The following is a 19,405-nucleotide window of genomic DNA, read 5'->3' on the forward strand; positions in this document are numbered from 1 at the left end:
TCCGTTTCCAACATTTCTTTAACGGCGCTAAATTGCGTGCTAGTGCCCAAAATTTCCGCCTTATTTTTTACGAGTGTAAAATCTCCGGGGGTCAGTTTATCCAGCCCCGCCGTTTCGGCCAGTGCAATTTTGATTCCAAAAAAGTAGTCAAACGCCTCTTTTACTTGTTGGCTCGTCAAAAAGTTGTACTTAACCTTAAAACTAAACCGCCGCAAACTGGCCGGGTCCAACGATTCCATTAAATTGGTCGTGCAGATAAACGGATACGGGTGATTCTCCATCCAAGTAAGCATTTCGTTCACGCTGGAAACTTCCCACGAGCGCGCGGCGGTGGAACGGTCCCGCAAGAAACTGTCCGCCTCGTCAAAAATCAGCAGGGATTTATCCTCTCGGGCCTGCGCAAACGCTTTGGCGATGTTTTGCTCCGTTTCCCCCACATAACAGCTGATTAAGTCAGAGGCTCTGCGCTGCACCACCTCCAACCCCAGTTTATCCGCCAAATACCGCGCATAGGCCGATTTGCCCGTTCCGCTTGCCCCGTACAAACAAAGCGAAAAATTCAGCCGCCCCAAACGGGTTAATTGGGTAGTCAACGCCTGCAAATCCATATCCGCATGAATTAAGGCCGGATAAAAGCGGATGTTTGTTTTTTCCTCTTCGGGATTTTTCCGTCCCCCATTCAGCGCCTGTATCATAAAAGATAAATGCTCTTGAACGGTAGGCAAGCCGCCTTTGGCCATACGGGCCGCTTGCGCCGCGCCGGCAATCATAGACGGTTGGACTTCGTACTTTTTGGCAAGCGCAAGCGTGTCACCCTTGGTGTAAGTAATTTTATTGGCGGACAGATACTTATTCCAAATCTTTTGGCGCATTTCTACCGGCGGCTTATCAAAACACACGGCTAAGGTAAAGCGGCGGATATAAGCCGGGTCCATCCGGTGGATTTTATTGGTGGTCCAAATAACAGGCACTTCGTTATTTTCCAACAGATTATTGATTTCTACTTTACTGGTGCGCGTTTCCAAACTGGAAAATATATCTTCCCCCTCGTCCAAAAGCAGACAAGTATTTTTAACCGTTTTAAGCAAAAATTGTTTGCGGTACAACTGTTGCAAACGGTAGTTTTTTTCTTCTTCCCCATTATTGCAAACCCCCACCGGATATAGGTTCAGCTTGGCCGATTGGGCCAACACCTGCGCAAAACTGCTTTTCCCGGTGCCGGGCGTGCCGTATAAAAGGATATTAAACCCTTTGGTGTGTCTGGCTTGTTTCATAAGCCGCGTGGCCAATTTAGCCGCCTCCACATAGGCAAAGTCTTTGACGGTAAGTTCATCTTTGCTTGGCACCGGCGCGCCGATAAGGGCCTCATAGCGTGCGGCATCGTTTTTGTGTAAGGAGAAGATAAACTCCTGCACCCAACTGCTCAAATGCAAACTACCCCGATACCGTGTACGAAACAGAATGCCCAACCGCATTAATGGGGCGTCTTGATTCAAAAGAGAATTTCCCAATCCTTTCGGCAACCCTGCTACCATGGTGAGCGTATTGTCTTCCTCCTCCAAATCTGAACTAAATTCTCGCACACACTCCTGCAAGAGTTCATTATTTTGCATAGCACTCAAAAAATATACAACGGCGCGCTCCTCTTTACTTAACCGGAAGATATGCACCAGATATTCCATATTTTTTTGGGCCGGTGTTGGGGTAATTTTTGGATAATTTTCCCCATATTTAGCCAATACTTGCTCTATTTCCGCAAGCACTTTTCGGATTTTTGAGGAATTGCCGAACGCATCCAGCTTTTTCAACCCCGGCACCAAGTCTTCTTTTATTTTTTGGGCTGCCAGTATCAAATCCCGCTCAAAATTTTTCTTAGTTTTCAAGCGGGGGAGCAACTTGTTTAGATAATATAAGGTCTCATATTGTTCTTGTGTATAGTTCATAAATGGCACTCCTTTTTTGTTAGATTACTTATAGGATAGCACCCCCTGGCGACAGCGCTATGTCGCACAAAAGATATAAAAAAGACCTAGGAAAAATGCTAGGTCTTGGGAAATCAACTGCCTTAAAATGCAAACAGATAAAAATTACTTATTTTGAATTTTACTTCATACACTGATACACTCGCCACCATTTTTCATAATTCTTTAATATTTTCGGCATTGGGGCATCTTTATCAAACCTTCCCAACAAGAAAGAACTTAACAGTAATAGCCCTTTGTCTTTTCCTTCTAAATCAACCGCATAGCGTAAAGGGGCAAATTTTCCTGTTTCGGGGTCTTGGCCTGTTAAAATGCGCGGGCCTTGGCCCATTAAAATGCGCGGCCCTTGTAAAAGACAAATATTCCCCTGTTCCTTCTTTTTGGCAATCAATTTTATCTCCCCTTTATGTACCATCTCTTTTAATTGTTTTCCATGCTTGCTTTGTACATATTGTTCTTGTTGGGGTAAAATATGGGCAAATAATTTGCTGGGGCCATAAGCAAGGGCCGTTCCCTGCATGGCTTTAATTCCTCTGATTAGTACGCCCACTTTAGTTTCTTTATTTCCGGCCATTAAATCCATTCCCCATTGGTGGAAACAAAAAGGGGCGGCTACTTCCCCCTTGTATTGTTCCCTATGAATACAAAAATCATCCTTATTGGACTTGGTTTGCCCATAATAATAAAATTCTATTTCCTGTAAGTTAAAATATTGGCCGGAAACCCATAAAGCGCATTGTGTAAATAAATATTCGGCCAACTTTGAAAACCTGTCTTTCACAGGCAATTCAAAATCAATCTGCTCACATAAATCTTCCTGTTGAATTATTTTTTCATTCATCATATTCCCTCGTTAAACAATGCACCGCGCTTGAAATTGCCGAAGAATACAGCTATGGGGATTATATAGAAATTGCCAACCTTTTAAAAGCCGCCCGGGCGCACGAATAAAAACCGGGGGAGGAAAAATTCCCGCCGAGTGCGCCCGCGCTGTATTTAGGCTTAAAAATTCGCTTTCATCCCCGCTCGGCTCAATGCCCGGCGGGGCTTTTTATGTGCCCCCTCCGGCCCGCGGTTTTTTTGCGTATTTTGGAAATTGTGCGCGTTTTTATTTTTATGCAAAGGATATTGCGCCGGAAAAGAAGGAGATAATTAAAAATAAAGTTATCACAAAAACCAAAACTTCACCTAAGGAAAAGAATGACCCCTTATAACTTTCCCAATTATACGGCACCTTAACATAGGGCTGTAATTTTTTAAGAATTTCATATATTTGCACTTTAGAAACCGCATGATAGGAAACCCCGGTGCCGTCTTTCAATTTGAATCTAATAGTAGCAAAATAAGCATTAGCACAACCGCGGCTCATATACAGTTCATATAAAGTAGGTTGGTCGCTGTCTTCTACCACAGAAACGCGCTCTATATCCGAAAAATAATAAACAGAATCCTGAATAAAAACGCATCTTTTTTGTTCATCAATTTTTATCTTTCTGAAATCCACTTTTTCCAGAAATTTGGATATGGAAAGAAATTGTGTTTTAATGATTATTAAAACCACTATTGCCATAATAATAACTAACATAATAAGCTCCTTACGTTCTTTACGATACTTTGCAATATATCATTTTTTCACCCTAAAAACCATCTTCCGCTTGCGGGAAGCGTTTAAGCGTTTTGGGGGCCGGCGGCCATTTCTTTCAGTTTTACATAATCCACTTTGCCGGTACCCATTAAAGGGAGTTCTTCCACCACGCGAATGGTTTTAGGTACAGCCAGTTCGCTGACGCCCTTTGCCTTAAAAGCGGCCGACAGCGCGCCGCGTTCCACCGCAGGCTCCGTGGTAAACAGCACCAGCTGTTCGCCTTTTTTCTCATCCGGGATATTAACCACCGCGTGCATTTTGTTCGGCCACAGGGCATTTAGTTCCGTTTCCACCGCCGTTAAAGAAATCATCTCGCCCGCAATTTTGGCAAAGCGTTTGGCGCGGCCCAAAATAAACACAAATCCGTCTTCATCCACCCGCACAATGTCGCCGGTATCATACCAACCGCCTTGCGGCGGCTCCACCACGCCGGGCTTGGAATCACGCAGATACCCGGCCATAATATTGGCGCCTTTCACCCACAGTTTTCCGCCGTCTTCCACGCCGGGGATTTGTTCCAACTTATACTCCATGCCGGGCAGCAAGCGGCCCACGCTCCCGCGCTTAAAATACATGGGCGTATTGACCGCCATTACGGGGGAGGTTTCGGTAGCACCGTAGCCTTCCATAATGCGCAGGCCGAATTGGTCGTAATACTTGCGGATAGTTTCTTCTTTTAGTTTTTCCGCACCGACCACCGCCAACCGCACCGAGTAAAAATCGTACGGGTGCGCCATTTTGGCATAACCGTTAAAGAAAGTATCCGTACCAAAAATAATGGTGGCGTTGCTATCGTAAATCAGCTCCGGCACAATGCGGTAATGCAGCGGGGACGGATAGAAAAACACCGGCACCCCGCTTAAAAGCGGCAGCAACGTCCCCACCGTTAGCCCAAACGAATGGAAAATAGGCATCGCATTAAATACGCGGTCTTTCAGCCCAAAATCCAAAACGCTTTGTAATTGCAAACGGTTGGCTTGTATGTTTTCGTGGCTTAACACAACCCCTTTGGGGGTGCCTTCACTGCCGGAGGTAAAAAGCACTACGGCAGGGTCTTTAGAGGAGGCGTTCCCGCGCACTTGTTTATAATAGCGCCGCGGGAAATAAGAGGCCGCCCACCCGGCCGCTTTATCCCAAAGGGTAATTTCTTTTTTCAAATCTTCCAAATATACCAATTTCAGCCCGGCCTGTTTCAGTGCGGCGGCCGTTTCCACCAACCCGCCTTGTTCCAAAAATGTTTTGGAAGTAAACACCGTGGAAATGTTAGCCGCCTTACAGCACGCCAACATATTTTTTACCCCGGTGGAAAAGTTCAGCATACACGGGGTAATGTTAAAGGCGCGCATACCGAAAAACGCCACCACGGAGGCCGTCATATTCGGCAGTAAAAACCCGGCCATTTCGCCCGGTTGCTGGTGTTGGGCTATTTTTTTACCCAACACAAAAACGGCCGTCAAAAATTGCCCGAAATTTAACGGGCGGCGCGTGGCATCATTAATCATGCGTTTTTTGCGCCCCACCAGTTTATACGCATCCAACAGGGAATCAAACAGCGTTTCGCCTGTATTTCCGGCCCGGTACTTCATATTTACCATAATATCGTACAGCCCGCGGGCGGCCGCCAAACGGCGCGCCTTTCCCTTTACGCTTTCTTCAATTTTTAATGTTTTAGGCGCCTGAACGGTAATGGTAATTTTGCTTTGCGGGCGCGTTTTTAACTGCGTGCCAAAGCGGGAAAATAACGAATACTGGCTCCCCTCCAAACAAATGGGCAACAGTTGCGCGTCACTTTTATCGGCAATCATGGCCGGGCCGGGATAAATCTTCATCAGCCCGCCTGTGGTGGTAATGCGCCCTTCCGGGAAAATAACCACCCGCTTGCCCGATTTTACTTCTTCAATAATGGATTTCACCGCCATCGGGTTGGTGGGGTCAATCGGAAAATACTTTACCAAATGCAAGAAAGGCTTTACCCACCATTTTTGGCTGACGTAAGTATCAATGGCAAAATACAAATGCCCGGGGATATACACCCACAACAATACGGCATCCAAAAAGGAGGTATGGTTGGCAATAATCACCGCATTACCTTGCAGGTTTTTCCAGTGTTCCAAGCCGTTTACTTTTACGCCATATACAAAGTTCAAAACCCGCGTCATAATCATACGGATAATATGGTGCGGCAACAAACCGCAAATATAAATAGCGGCTAACGCGTTAATAAGCGCAATTACGCCAAACACGGCCGGAATGGTAAAGTGCAAGGCCAACAGCAACGCGCAGAACCCACTGCCCAACACCATAAAAAGGGAGTTGATAATGTTATTGGTGGCAATCACGCGGGAGCGGGTTTCTTCGGTAGCCAAAAATTGGAGCATGGCATTCAGCGGCACGATATACAAACCGCCGCACACCGCAAAGCCCAGTAAATCCAGCGTAATGCGTTTGCCTGCAAACGTCATTAAAAACGCCTTGTAATCGGCCGGCAGAACCGGCGGCACATAGCCGGAGGTAGCACACGCCAAATCTACCAGAAATACCGTCATCAAAAGCGCGCTGATGGGCACATATTTGCTGGTAATTTCCCCCTTTACCAAAAATTGGCACAAAAGCGAGCCCAGCCCAATCCCGCACGAAAAGAGCGTCAGCAAAAAGGTAAACAGCCCCGGCGTGCCGTTTAATATATCATGCGCCAAAGAAGGCATTTGCGCAATTAAGGCCGTGCCTAACATCCAAAACCAGGAAATCCCCAAAATACAAAGGAAAATATCGTGGTTTTGCTTGGCAAAAGCCATATTTTTCCAGGTACTGCGCAGGAAGTTTTTATCTATTTCCAGCGCGGCATTGGCCGGTTTTTGGGCCGGAATAAACAAACTGGCCAACAGCCCCGCCACCGCTACCGCCAACATAATCCCCGGCAGCCATAATTCATTGACGGAAATAATAATCCCGCCGAAAATAGTACCTTGCAAAATAGAGCCGTAAGTGCCGGCCTCAATAATACCGTTCCCGGCAATCAGCTGGTTTTTGCCCAAAATATCCGGCAAAATGCTGTATTTCACCGGGCCGAAAAAGGCCGATTGCGTACCCATCAAAAACAGCACGCCCAACAGCAACGGCACGTTGATAGTCAAAAAACCCACCCCGGCCAGCAGTACAATCAGCACCTCTAAACCTTTAGTGGCTTTAATTAAAACATCTTTGCGCAGTTTATCGGCCATTTCCCCGGCCACCGCCGAGAACAAGAAAAACGGCAACATAAACAACGCCACCGCCAAAGAAACCACTACCGATTTACTCCCCGCCGACATATCGGCCACTTTATAAGTAATAAAAGTAGCCATGGCCGTACGGAAGAAATTATCGTTAAACGCCCCTAAATACTGCGTACAAAACAAGGCTAAAAATGAACGGTTAAAAAATGTCTTCAGTAAAGATAACATACTATTTTTCCTCCTGTAAGGCACCGAACCAATCTCTTAAAATTTGTTCCATTTGCGGGCGGCTTTGCGCGGGTATTTTTTCCGTCAACCCCCGCACCAGCTTATCATATTCCGGCCATACTTTATCAATCAGCGCCTGCCCTTGCGGAGTAATGCAAATGATGTTTTCCCGGCGGCTGTGCGGGTTTGTTCGGCGGGTAATCCACCCGCCCCGTACGGATTTTTCCACCAGCTTGGTAATATTGCTGGCCGAGGCTATCAACCGTTTGGACAACTCCACCTGGCTAATCCCGTTGCCATTGTTTTGATACGCCGCCAACATCAACAGGTTAAACTGCACCGCCGACAAACCGTGCGGAAGCAAATATTTTTCCACCCGGGCTTGTAATAAATTATATACTAAAGCCAATACATATATAATGTTTTCATAACGGCGGCCCTTTGCCGGATTGATACCGTAAGGCCGCAGATTAGTGTTTTTAGTTTCCATATAAATAGTTTACTAATAAACTGTTTCTTTGTCAAACAAAAAGCCCGGAAGGAGTGGGGGCCGTTGGTACGCCGCACCTGGTTCGCCGCGCGCCGCGGCACGCTGGCCGGGGGTTTTTCCGGCCCGGATTTTACGCAACAAAACGCCCCGCCGTTCAGCGGGGCTTTTATAAATTTATGGATGTACCGGATACGGCTTATAGGTGCAACCGTTTTTGATACAATTTGGGCCCTCTTTTTTATCCGGCCGGGTGATGGCGGTTTCAATTTCCTCCAACCGCTTAAAAGGCGTTGCCGTCAGGCGCGTATTGGCGGCCTTAAACTGCGCCAGCCACGCGCTAAACGCCATGGGCTCCGCCGATAAAAACGTATCCAGCACCGCCGGGGTATAACGTCCGTCGCGGTTCATTATTACTAGCACCGCCGCGTGATAATCCCACGCCGGATAAAAACCGCCTTTCGGCCAGGCAAAACGGCTTCCACGCGCCGGTTGCAACGTGCCGCCTTTTAAGGGCCGGGCCGTTAAACGGTACAGCCGCAAATGGCCCCAATTTACATTTTTTTGCTTGCGCATTTGTTCGCGCAAGGCCCGCGCCACCACATAACTGCACGCATCACATTCTTTATCCGCCGGGCGGTACAAATACTCCATGCCGCCGCCGGAGTAGCGCCCGGAGGTTTTATCCAGTGCGCTTAAATCCGCCTTGGGGGTTTTGTATAAAACTACTTTTTGGGAGGCTTCCGCCTGGCCCGTATGCAAAATTTTGCCCAACCATTTTTTATCTTGCGCGGAAAGAGTATTTTTCCACCGGGGAGCCGCCCAAAAATAGCCGGCCCGGCCGTTGGCATCCGCACTGGCCGCCAGCGCACGCAAGAAGGCGCGCTCCTGTTGGTCTGTTTGCGCGCTTTGCGCCGGATAGGCGGGGAGCTTTTTTTGGGTGGCGAAAAATCTGGCCAGTTGGGTTTTTATTTCCTTTTTGTGTTTTTCATAAATGCCGGAGGCCGAACGCACATCAAACGGCGTGTTTAACATTTCAAAATTATCCAACGCCCCCAAATAATTAACATCCAGCCGCCCGGGAACGGCGCCGCCGTATGCCGCCTGGGAAACATACATTTGGTATAAATAAAACGCCACGGCGCGCACCTCGGAAGACGAATCAAACGTTTCCACTAATTTTTCCCAGGTGCCCGGTTGCGCATAGACCGTATTTTTAGGGAAGTAATAGCGCATAAAGGTTAAGCGCCCCATGCCCGTATCTTGCCGGACAGCCGCACTCCCCCGCACCTGCTGTTGCAAGGCCGCCCAAAAGCTCACCGGCGCCGCCCCTGCATTTACAGCCAGGCACGCTACTGCTATCAAACCCCATATCATTTTGCATTTATACATACTTTTAGTATAGGAAACAATTCGCCCGGATACAACCCCCTGTTTTTATAAAGCGCCGGAACGGATTTTTTTTATTATAATATAGGGGAAGTTTTACTTTGTTTACAAAGGAGACCGGATATGTGGTATGGAATAGCTGCCCTACGCACCTTTGAACAATACGCATTGTTTGGCGTGTTGTTTATTGCGGTGCTGGGGCTTTTGTATGCGTGGTTTTTGCGCCGCCAAGTGCTGCGCGAAGACGCCGGCACCCCGGAAATGCAAAAAGTATGGGGAGCCATTCGGGAAGGCGCCAATGCCTACCTTAAAAGACAACTCAAAACTATTCTGCCTTTAATCGGGCTTTTGACGGTTTGTCTTTTCTTGTCCGTTTATATCGTTCCCGTATCGCAAGATTCGTTGGAACGCTTTGCCGGTTTATCCCCCGACACCGTTAAACTGATTGCCGCTTTCGGGCGTGCCGGTGCCTTTATTTTGGGGGCGGTGTTCTCTTTACTGGTGGGGCAGTTTGGTATGCGTATTGCGGTGGATGCCAACGTGCGCGTAGCGGCGGCCAGCAAACGCAGTTTTGGGGACGCGCTTAAAATTGCCTACCGGGCCGGAACCGTTACGGGTATGTTGACGGACGGACTCGGGCTATTAGGCGGCACACTTATTTTTATTATTTTTGGTATTGCCGCGCCGGATGCGCTGTTAGGCTTTGGCTTTGGCGGAACGCTACTGGCGCTGTTTATGCGTGTGGGCGGCGGCATTTACACCAAAGCGGCCGACGTGGGCGCGGACTTAGTGGGTAAAGTGGAAGCCGGTATTCCGGAAGACGACCCCCGCAACCCCGCCGTTGTGGCCGATTTGGTGGGCGATAATGTGGGCGATTGCGCCGGTATGGCCGCAGATATTTTTGAATCGTACGAAGTGACGATTGTTTCCGGCCTGATTTTGGGGATTACCCTTTGGCGCATTACGGGCCACCACGAATGGATTGTCTATCCGCTCCTGGTGCGCGGGATTGGGGTGCTTTGCTCCATTATTGGTACTTATGCGGTCAAAGACTCCAAACGCACCGCCGGCAACGCCATGAAAGCCATTTTTAAGGGCTACACCATTTCCGCCATTATTTCCGTGGCGATTTTCGGCGTACTGGCTTACTATTATATGGCCGGAGTGCCCGGCGGCTGGTGGCGCCCGTTTGCCGCCACGACCATCGGCATTTTACTGGCCATTACCATTGACCGCCTGACCGAATATTTTACCGGGACGGACAAAAAACCTGTACAGGAAATTAAAAAATCCACCGCTACGGGTTCCGCCACCACTATTTTATCCGGCTTGGCCGTCGGCTTTGAATCGGCCGTATGGAGTACGCTGGTGATTGCGGGCGCGATTTTCCTGTCCGTAATTATTTTCGGCTCCATAGACGGCTTAACCGCCGCCGAACAATTCACGTTCATCCTGTACGGCGTGGCTATGACGGGTATTGGGATGCTCACCTTAACCGGCAACAACGTGGCTATGGACTCGTTCGGCCCGATTGCCGACAACGCCAACGGCATTGGAGAAATGGCCTGGCACGGTAAAGACGATAAAGACACCCAAAAAGCCCGCCAAATCATGGCCGACTTGGACGGCGTAGGAAACACCACCAAAGCCATTACCAAAGGGGTGGCTATCGGCTCGGCCGTTATTGCGGCAGTAGCGTTGTTTGCCTCTTATATGGTGGACGTAAGCAACGTACAAAAATTACTGAACGAAGCCTGGGCCTCCGCCGGAGAAAATAAGGCGCTGGAACTACTCTCCCAAGTGGGGATTGTGGTTTCCAATCCTACGGTGTTTGTGGGCATGCTGATTGGCGGCGCGTTGCCGTGGTTATTTTCGTCCTTTGCCATTAACGCCGTCAGCCGGGCCGCCGCGCTGATTGTGGAAGAAGTACGCCGCCAATTTAAGGGCGGGGTATTGGAAGGCAAAACCAAGCCGGATTACACAAACGCGGTAAACATTTCCACCGTGGCCGCCCAGAAAGAGCTGATTGTACTGGCGGTACTGGGCATTGTTTCCCCCATTGTGGTTGGGCTTACCTTTGGGGTAGAAGCCTTGGGCGGATTTTTAGCCGGGATTATCGTTTCCGGGCAGTTGCTGGCGGTGTTTATGTCCAACGCGGGCGGCGCGTGGGATAACGCCAAAAAAGTGGTGGAAGACGAACCCACAGACCTTGCCGCCAACACAGGCAAAGGCTCCGAACGCCACAAAGCCAGCGTGGTGGGCGATACGGTGGGCGACCCCTTAAAAGATACCGCCGGGCCGGCCGTCAACCCGCTGATTAAAGTGGTAAATATGGTGGCCGTTATTGTGGCCCCCATTGTGGTTAATTACCACAATACATTCACCCCGCTCGGCAAGTGGGGTTGGGTGACGGTTATTTTCCTACTGGCTGTACTCAGCTGGGCGATTTTATCCAGCAAAAAGCCGGCGCAGGATTTAACCTCCCGCAAATAAGTTTCCCGGGGCCCATACAGGGCCCCGGTTTTTTTGCTACCATAAATACATGGGAATAGGAATTTTAATCCTTTTATTGGCCGCCGGAGCGGGTTATTATAAATACAGCCGCACCCGCACGGCGCGCTTGCGCGCGTGGAGCAAAGAGCAACAGGCGTTGTTTGAGCCCCGCCGCGAACGCTTGATTACCGCGCTCAATGCGGACAAACTTGAATTTTTCCGTTTCCATACGCCCCGGTTTTTCCGCGTATGCACCCTTTCCAACAATGCCGCTTTTATGCGCCTGGCGGATGCTTTCGGCACGCCGGGCGGCCCCGCGTTTATGCCGGACGGCATTACGGTTTTGGCGGCGGAGTTCCGCACGCGCAGTTTCCCCACCTTAAAAATAGCGCCGCGCCCCGGCTTATTTGCCCACAGCCAATATCCGGCCGTAAAAACGAACATAGCGGAAATTGACCGCGCCTATGCTTTATACACGCCGGACCGGGAAGCCGGCAAATTATTAACCCCTTTTCTTATCCGCTTATTAAAAACCCGGACAGCCCTGTATTTGGAAACTTTCGGCAACGCGGTGGTGTATCACGAAAGCCGCCTTTTAACGCCGCAGGAATGTTCCGCCTTGCATAGCCGCGTGTTGCACTTAACCAGTGAATGGCAACCCCTTTCAGCACCGCAGGTTTCCTCCCCCAAAACGGCGCAGGCTCCGGCGGAAGATGCCGTTTTAATCAAAGCGCAGAGTATGTTAAATGCGCTTGCTCCGCATGCGGGTAGCCCCGCTCCGGCCCGCAGTAAACTTTCCGGCGCGGGCGGGATTATCCTGCTTTTACTGGTGCTAGCGGTGCCCGTAGTGGCGTGGCTGCTACTTAAAAATCTGCCGCATTAAAAACTCCCCGCGCAAAACGCGGGGAGTTTTATAAGGCAACGCTTGAAAATGCTTACTTTTCCGCTATTCCCAATCCTTTCAAAAATGCCTTATTATTGTACGGACGGCCGAGGAATTTTTCCACCATTTCGTTTTCGTCCCATACGGTGCCGGGCGTATAAATGTATTTGCGCAAATCGGCCCCCAGTTGGGCATTATCCAACCCCTCTTTTTCAAAGCGGGAGAAAATATCCTGCGCAATCACCAAAGACCACGCATACACATAATACCCCACATCATACGGGTCCGTTAAGGACATAATATGCCCGAAACTGGCCTGCGGATAAGTACCCCGCGCCATGGGAATACCCGTAATATCTTTCATCATTTTGCCGTACAGGCGGGTGGTGTTTACCCGGTGCGGGGCGGCGTGGGCCTCCAAATCAAACTGGCCCAAAAAGTTCTGGCGGATAAAGGCCGAGGCTTCGCCCGCGTGGCGGGATTTTACCAACGCGTTAATCAGTTCGTCCGGCAGTTTTTCCCCGGTTTTATAGTGGGCGGAAATCTGCTTGAGAACGGCCGGGTTCCAGGCCCAATTTTCCAACAGTTGGGAGTGGGCTTCTATGTAATCCCACGCCACGTTATCCCCGGTTAAACTGGCGTATTTGGACGTTGCCAAGGACATTTGCAAAACGTGCCCGAACTCGTGGAACAGCGTTTCCACCTCGCTATGCCCCAGTAAAGAAGGCACGCCGTTGCCCGCCGGGGAAAAGTTCGCCGCAATCACCACGCCGGGCGTTTGATACGTTCCGTCCGGCAGTTGGAAACGGTCCACAAAAGACCACGTTGCCGCGTGCGTATATTTGCCGTCGCGCGGGAATAAATCCATATAAAAATGGGAAATTACTTCCCCGTTTTTGCTGTCTTTAATCAGCCAGGTTTGCACGTCCGGGTGCCACGCGGGCAGAGCGGCTTTTTCAAACGTCAGGCCGAACAAATGCCCAAAGGTGGCAAACATTCCATTTATTACGGTATCCGTTGGAAAGTATTCCTTAATTTTTTCGTCATCTACCTGAAAATGCGCCTTTTTATACTGGTTGGCCCAATAGCCCAGTTCCCAAGCGTTTAACACAGTGGAACGGGTGCCCAGCGTATCGTTTTTCAGTTGAAGGTATTGGGCGGTTTCCGCTTGTGCAAGCGGCGTAATTTGCGTTTGCAAATCTTTTAGGAAAGCTCTTAACCGCGCCTGCGTTTTAGCCATACGCACCGGCAGTACAAAGTCCGGATACTCGGCATACCCCAACAGGGCCGCCTGCTTACGGCGCAATACTAAGGTATCTTCCAACAGTTTTACGTTTTCCTTCCCCCCGCGGCGGGCAAATTTATATTGCAGGCGGCGGCGGGCTTCTTCGTCCTGCGCGTTCGCCATAAAAGGGTTATAATCCGGGTATTTTAAGGTGACTATATATTTACCGTCGGCCGTTTTTTCCAAACGGTTGATAAACGTTTCGCTCATCCCTTTCAGTTGGGCTTTGGTCAGGGGCAGTTCGTCTTTGTAATTATTCAAATTTACATTGTAGCGGGTGATTTTTTCAAGCCGGGCATCATTTAAGCGCAAATACTTTTTCAGCTTGCTGTCCGGTAAAGACATCCCCGCCCGCTCGTACTTTTGGAGCCACTTTTCCAACAGGCGCGCTTCTTCGTGCGCCAAGGGTTGTTTTTGGTCCGCATATTCTTTTAAGGCGCGGTACACATCCCGCCGGGCAAATACGGCGGCTTTGGTTTGGCTTCCCACCGTTTCCAACCGCGCGGCGGCTTCCCGCACGGCAGAATCTTTATGAAAATACGCCAGGAGCGATAAATTTTTAGGCACAAACCAATAATTGGTGTAGGCTGTTTCCAGGGCCAGCACCGTATTTTGAAAGGTGCGCTCCGCGGCGGCCACTTGCGTTAAAGCCCCCAGGTTGGCATCCAATTCCTGCCGGGCGGAAGATTCCAGCGCGGCAATTTCCTGCGGGGTGTAATCAAAACGTAAATGCCCATCGGCAAACATTTTGCTGTAAGCGCCGGCAAACGCGGCGCACGGCAGCGTCAACGCCGCCAAAGAAGTTATTAATTTTTTCATAATTTTATTATAGAAAATTCTTCCGTTTCCGGCCCCGGGCAAACGCGTAATTTTCTATAATATGTATATGGAAAAAGAACAAGACGTGATTGTAGCCAAAAGTGCCGGGTTCTGCCCGGGTGTCAAACGCGCTATTGATAAAGTGCTGGAATTGGAAGCCGCCGGCAAAAAGCCCATTTATACCATTGGGCCGCTTATCCACAACAAACAAGTGACGGATATGCTTGCCGCCAAGCAGATTTCTTCCATCAACCACCCGCAGGAAGCGGCCGATAAAACCGGGGTTTTGGTTATCCGCGCCCACGGCATTACGCCCCAATTCCAGCAGGAAGTGACTTCCTGCGGTATGGAAGTGGTGGATGCCACCTGCCCGCTGGTTAAGCGCGCGCATGACGTCATTTCCAAATACGCACAGGAAGGCTACTCCACCGTAATTGTGGGGGACGGCGGCCACGCGGAAGTCATCGGCCTGCTAGGTTATACGCAAGGCAAAGGCGTGGTGGTATCCGGCCCGGAAGAAGCCCGCAAACTGCCCGCGTTTGATAAAGTAAATGTGGTTTCCCAAACCACCCAAAAAGAAAGCGTCTTTTACGAAACGGCCGAAATTATTAAAGCCAAAGCGGCGGTGTGCCAAATTTCCAACACCGTTTGCCAACCCACCAAAGACCGCCAAAAAGAAACGGTGGAACTTGCCAAAAATGCGGATTTAGTAATTGTGGTAGGCGGCAAACACAGCGCCAATACGGCGCGTTTGGCGCTTTTGTGCCAGGGGCTCGCCCCGCGCGTACTGCATATAGAAACGGAAGCGGAGCTTCAGCCGGAACAAGTCCTCCGCCCGCAGAAAATTTTTATTACCGCCGGGGCCTCCACCCCCAACTGGGTAATTGATAAAGTAGCCAACTGGGTGCGCGAAACCCGCCGCACCCGCAACCGCTTTGCGTGGACGGCCCGCTTAAAAGGCGCGTGGAATGCTTTTGTGCGCTCCTCTTTTTATACCGCGTTTGCCGCCATGGCTCTTACTTACGTTTGTATGAAACTGGAAGGAGCCAAAACGGATTGGACGTTATTAGCATTCTCGTGGTTGTTTATTTTCAGCCTGACGTCCGTAAACCGGGCGTTGGAAAATTCGTCCGCGCGGGCGGGCAAGGCCGCCTTGGCCGTCAGCTTAACGGCGTGCGCCGCGGCGCTGGGAATGGCGGCTACTGCCGGGTGGCAGGTGTTTTTACTGGCCTTGGCCTTTTTGGCGGCGGGGTTCTTCTATCCGTTCCGCCACGCGCTAAAATCCAAACTGCTTTCTTTCCCGGGAACAAAAGACGTGGTGACGGCCCTGGGGTGGGCGTTTGCATGTGCGTGGCTGCCCGCGTATGCCCATGGGTTGCCGTTCCAAAAAGCCACCTGTTTGGCGGTGTTTTATGCGGCACTGCTGGTGTTTATGCGCTCCGTCACGCTGGGGTTTTCGTCGGCCAATAAAGATTTAATGGTAGGGAAAGAAACTTTCTACAAAGCCTTTGGCATTACGGCTACCAAAGGGGCCGTGGCTTGCATGCTGGCCGCGCTTACGGGCGTACTGGCGGCGCTGTGGCTGATGCCATGGAAGCCTACACTGGTCGGTATGCTTTTAATAGGTAATTTGTATACCATTTATATTGTAATATATTATTATAGCCACCTTACGGTGCGCAGTGTACGGCAGGAAACTTTTATTGACGGACAATTTTTTATCTTATGGATTTTAAGTTATCTGTCCAAATATATGTAATGGAGGGGTGCAAATGAGTATTCATAAAATTGGTATTTTAACCGCCGGCGGAGATTGCCCCGGTTTGAACGCTGTGGTGCGGGCGGTAAGCAAAAACGCCTTGGGCCACGGGATTGAAGTTTTAGGTTTCAAAAACGGTTTTGACGGCCTGGTGCGCAACGAGTTCATCAACATTACCGACGAAACCGTATCTAACATTTTAACGCAGGGCGGCACCATTTTGGGCAGCAGTAATATTGCTAACCCGTTCAAATATACACTGCCGCCTTTCGGCACGCCGCAGGACCCGAAAGATTTGTCCTCCGTCGTTATGCACAATTTTAAGGAAAACCAACTGGATGCCTTAATTACCGTGGGGGGCGACGGCACGCTCCACATGTCCCAACAATTTGTGGACTTGGGTATGCCGATTGTAGCCGTGCCCAAAACCATTGATAACGACCTCTGCTCCACGGACCAGACCTTCGGCTTTGACTCCGCCTTGGCCATTGCCACGGAAGCCATTGACCGCCTGCACACCACCGCCCAAAGCCACCACCGGGTAATGATTGTGGAAACCATGGGCCGCTATGCGGGGTGGATTGCCCTGCGTTCCGCTATTGCGGGCGGGGGCGATATTGTACTGGTGCCGGAAATCCCGTACAATGATGAAGTGATTGTAAACCACATTTTGGAACGCCGCCGCAAAGGCAAAACGTTCAGCATTGTGGTAGCGGCCGAGGGCGCCAAAAACGAAGCCGGCGAACAAGCCGTCACCCGCACGGTGGCCGGCAGTACGGACCCTATCCGCCTGGGCGGTATTGCTTATAAATTAAGCCAAATGATTGAAGACAAAACGGGCATAGAATCCCGCGCGTGCGTGTTAGGGCACACCCAACGCGGCGGCACGCCCACGGCATTTGACCGCTGGCTTTCCACCCTTTACGGTGCCAAAGCTATGGATATGATATTGGAAGGCAAATTCGGCTATATGGCCAGTTTGCACGCTTTCAAAATGGAAGAAGTAAAAATAGCAGATGCTATTGCCCAATTAAAACGTGTGGACCCGCAAGGGCCCGAAGTAAAAGCCGCGCTGGAAGTAGGCATGAGCTTCGGTTCCACCCAAATCGGTTAAGGAGCCAACATGAACGAACCTTTAGATATTATTTACGGTATTCACCCGGTTATGGAGGCGTTGCGCAGTAAAAAACGCAATGTGACCCAACTGTATGTGACGGACGGCAAGGCCGGACACCGCCAAGTGGAAGAAATTATCCGCCTGGCCAAAAGAAACAGTGTAAAAGTGGACCGCATTGAGCCGCGCGTACTAGATAAGCTGACCCACGGGGCCAACCACCAGGGCGTGTTGGCAAAAATCCAGCCCATTAAGCTCATGAAACTTTCTACCGCCATGTACGAAGCCGACGGCAATAAAAAAGACCTTTGGCTGGCCGTGGACGAAATGACCGACCCGCAAAACCTGGGGGCCATTATCCGCAGTGCGGCGTGTTTGGGGTTTTCCACCATTATTTTGCCGCAACGGCGCACGGTGGGCATTACGCCGGCCGTCTATAAAGTGGCCTGCGGGGCGATTGAAAACATCAACATTGTGGAAGTGGCCAACTTAAATACCGCCTTAACGGACTTGAAAGAAGAAGGCTTCTGGGTATACGGGGCGGATATGGACGGACAACCCATTACCGAAACCGATTATGCCTCTCCCGCCGTGCTGGTTATTGGCAGTGAGGGTTTTGGTATCCGCGAAAAAACAGCCGAAAACTGCGACCAAATTGTTTCTATCCCGCAAAAAGGCGGGGTGGAAAGTTTGAACGCCTCTGCCGCCGCCAGTATCATTATGTATGATATGATGGCTAAAGTACAATTAAAAAAATAAGTTTTATCTGTACGGTAAATAAAAATGCGCCCCGGGATTTACCCCCCGGGGTGTTTTTTATTTTAGGCGGACGGCCTGTTTTGATTTTCCGCCACTTTGCCGCCTTGTTGCGCCCGGAGTGTTTTTTAGGTGGACGGCTTACCTGTTTCCATTCTTCCGCTTTTCGGCCTTGCCGCTCCCGGGCCGCCCGCCCCGCCATAAAAAAGGCCCCAAGCGGGGCCTGTTGCAAAAGCAGTACGCGGGCTATCAGCCGGCGCAACCGCAATCGGCGGTAATGTATTTCATATCCAGGCCGATGTCTTCCAAATCCTGTTCGTGTTCCACCTCATCTTGCAAGATTTTGCGCAGTATATGGGCGGTAAGCAGGTCTTTATCTTTTACCATTTCCAATAATTTATTGTATACTTCAATGGCGCACCGCTCCCCCTGTAAATTTTGGGCCAAAATGGCTTTGGAGTCCTCATCTTCCGGCACTAAATAGCCGCAAGTGCTTTCTTTGTACCACTCTTTAGGCGAAAGTACCGGGGTTCCCCCGAGTTCCAAAATACGCTTGGCAAGCATTTCGGCGTGTTCTAATTCTTCGGCGGCATGTTCTTCCATTTCCGCAATCAAGCGCGAGGCGGCCATACCGCTTACCACCTTGGCCCCTATCCAATATTGGTAATAGGCCAACCATTCATCACAATAGGCTTTGTTTAAGGCGTGGATTAACTCACGAACGTTTAGCCCGGCTCTGTGTACGATTTCTTTTCCTTTCATTCCCATAATTTACCCCTCCTGTATATGCGCCGGAATATGGCTGAAAATGCCCGGCGTATACCTTATTGTATAATTCCGGCCGCATTTGGCAACCCGGTAAAAAAGGTTAGAAAGTGCCTCTCCCCTGGCCGCGCAGGAGAAAACCGTTTGTTTTGCGCTCTATTTTAGTTATAATAAAAGGAAAACCCGGCCTTTAACCCCACGCAAACGGAGATTTTTTATTATGCCCAGACGCGACAAAGTAAATTATTATTTGGATTTAGCGGATGTTGTTTCCAAACGCTGTACCTGTTTACGCCGCCATTACGGAGCCGTGATTGTAAAAAATGACGAAGTGATTTCCACCGGCTATGTAGGCGCGCCGCGCGGGCGTAAAAACTGTACGGATTTGGGCTACTGTATCCGCCAGCAAATGAATATCCCCCGCGGGGAACGCTACGAACTCTGCCGCAGTGTACACGCGGAAGCCAACGCCATTATCAGCGCGCCGCGCGATAAAATGATTGGCGCCACGCTCTATTTATCCGGGCGGGAGGCGGACTCCGGCGCTTATATCCACCATTCCAACAGTTGTTCTATGTGCAAGCG

The 19,405-nt window shown here is 50.1% G+C and carries 14 protein-coding genes; 6 read left to right on the top strand and 8 right to left on the bottom strand.

Going from position 1 to position 19,405, the window contains the following annotated elements; translation table 11 throughout:
- The 6 genes from ACQY18_RS03760 to ACQY18_RS03785 all read right to left on the bottom strand — a co-directional run.
- Window positions 1–1,883, bottom strand: a 1,883-nt coding sequence (locus tag ACQY18_RS03760) for an AAA family ATPase (RefSeq protein WP_428038906.1), incomplete at its 3' end; no start/stop codon positions are given.
- Window positions 1,884–2,103: 220 nt separating this feature from the next.
- Window positions 2,104–2,826, bottom strand: coding sequence for a hypothetical protein (locus ACQY18_RS03765; RefSeq protein ID WP_428038907.1), 723 nt, complete (start codon window positions 2,824–2,826; stop codon window positions 2,104–2,106).
- A gap of 270 nt (window positions 2,827–3,096) precedes the next feature.
- Entirely contained in the window at window positions 3,097–3,567 is a 471-nt protein-coding gene (locus ACQY18_RS03770; protein ID WP_428038908.1) for a hypothetical protein, read from the bottom strand.
- An 83-nt stretch (window positions 3,568–3,650) separates the two neighbouring features.
- Window positions 3,651–7,070: an acyl-[ACP]--phospholipid O-acyltransferase gene (locus ACQY18_RS03775; protein WP_428038909.1), complete on the bottom strand. Its 3,420-nt coding sequence runs from the start codon at window positions 7,068–7,070 to the stop codon at window positions 3,651–3,653.
- Window position 7,071: 1 nt separating this feature from the next.
- On the bottom strand, window positions 7,072–7,560 hold the full coding sequence (locus ACQY18_RS03780) for a MarR family winged helix-turn-helix transcriptional regulator (protein ID WP_428038910.1): 489 nt from the start codon (window positions 7,558–7,560) through the stop codon (window positions 7,072–7,074).
- A 174-nt stretch (window positions 7,561–7,734) separates the two neighbouring features.
- A complete protein-coding gene (locus ACQY18_RS03785) occupies window positions 7,735–8,949 on the bottom strand; it encodes a protein-glutamine glutaminase family protein (RefSeq protein WP_428038911.1) in 1,215 nt (404 codons plus the stop codon).
- Between the two features lie 120 nt (window positions 8,950–9,069).
- Here ACQY18_RS03785 and ACQY18_RS03790 point away from each other — a divergent pair, with 120 nt between their 5' ends.
- Together ACQY18_RS03790 and ACQY18_RS03795 are read left to right on the top strand one after the other, a co-directional pair.
- The gene (locus tag ACQY18_RS03790) at window positions 9,070–11,439 is read left to right on the top strand and encodes a sodium-translocating pyrophosphatase (protein WP_428038912.1); all 2,370 of its coding nucleotides are present in this window, start codon (window positions 9,070–9,072) and stop codon (window positions 11,437–11,439) included.
- A gap of 49 nt (window positions 11,440–11,488) precedes the next feature.
- The gene (locus ACQY18_RS03795; protein WP_428038913.1) at window positions 11,489–12,322 is read left to right on the top strand and encodes a hypothetical protein; all 834 of its coding nucleotides are present in this window, start codon (window positions 11,489–11,491) and stop codon (window positions 12,320–12,322) included.
- A gap of 52 nt (window positions 12,323–12,374) precedes the next feature.
- Here the strand turns inward: ACQY18_RS03795 and ACQY18_RS03800 are convergent, their stop codons facing one another.
- Entirely contained in the window at window positions 12,375–14,426 is a 2,052-nt protein-coding gene (locus ACQY18_RS03800) for a M3 family metallopeptidase (protein WP_428038914.1), read from the bottom strand.
- Window positions 14,427–14,493: 67 nt separating this feature from the next.
- On the opposite strand from ACQY18_RS03800, the gene ispH reads away from it, so the two are divergent.
- Genes ispH through rlmB form a run of 3 tightly spaced genes read left to right on the top strand, consistent with a single transcriptional unit; the run spans window position 14,494 to window position 18,058 of the window.
- Window positions 14,494–16,185 (top strand): 4-hydroxy-3-methylbut-2-enyl diphosphate reductase, encoded by a 1,692-nt coding sequence (ispH, locus tag ACQY18_RS03805; protein ID WP_428038915.1) that lies wholly within the window; start codon window positions 14,494–14,496, stop codon window positions 16,183–16,185.
- Between the two features lie 13 nt (window positions 16,186–16,198).
- Entirely contained in the window at window positions 16,199–17,299 is a 1,101-nt protein-coding gene (locus ACQY18_RS03810; protein WP_428038916.1) for a 6-phosphofructokinase, read from the top strand.
- A gap of 9 nt (window positions 17,300–17,308) precedes the next feature.
- Window positions 17,309–18,058, top strand: a complete 750-nt coding sequence (rlmB, locus tag ACQY18_RS03815) for a 23S rRNA (guanosine(2251)-2'-O)-methyltransferase RlmB (RefSeq protein WP_428038917.1) — start codon at window positions 17,309–17,311, stop codon at window positions 18,056–18,058.
- Between the two features lie 246 nt (window positions 18,059–18,304).
- On the opposite strand, the gene ACQY18_RS03820 is transcribed toward rlmB, so the two are convergent.
- The gene (locus ACQY18_RS03820; RefSeq protein WP_428038918.1) at window positions 18,305–18,823 is read right to left on the bottom strand and encodes a ferritin-like domain-containing protein; all 519 of its coding nucleotides are present in this window, start codon (window positions 18,821–18,823) and stop codon (window positions 18,305–18,307) included.
- A gap of 217 nt (window positions 18,824–19,040) precedes the next feature.
- Here ACQY18_RS03820 and ACQY18_RS03825 point away from each other — a divergent pair.
- Window positions 19,041–19,405 (top strand): deoxycytidylate deaminase (locus ACQY18_RS03825; protein WP_428038919.1); only part of this gene is annotated, 365 nt, incomplete at its 3' end.

Source organism: Candidatus Avelusimicrobium faecicola (assembly GCA_900540405.1).
Taxonomy (GTDB): Bacteria; Elusimicrobiota; Elusimicrobia; order Elusimicrobiales; family Elusimicrobiaceae; genus Avelusimicrobium; species Avelusimicrobium faecicola.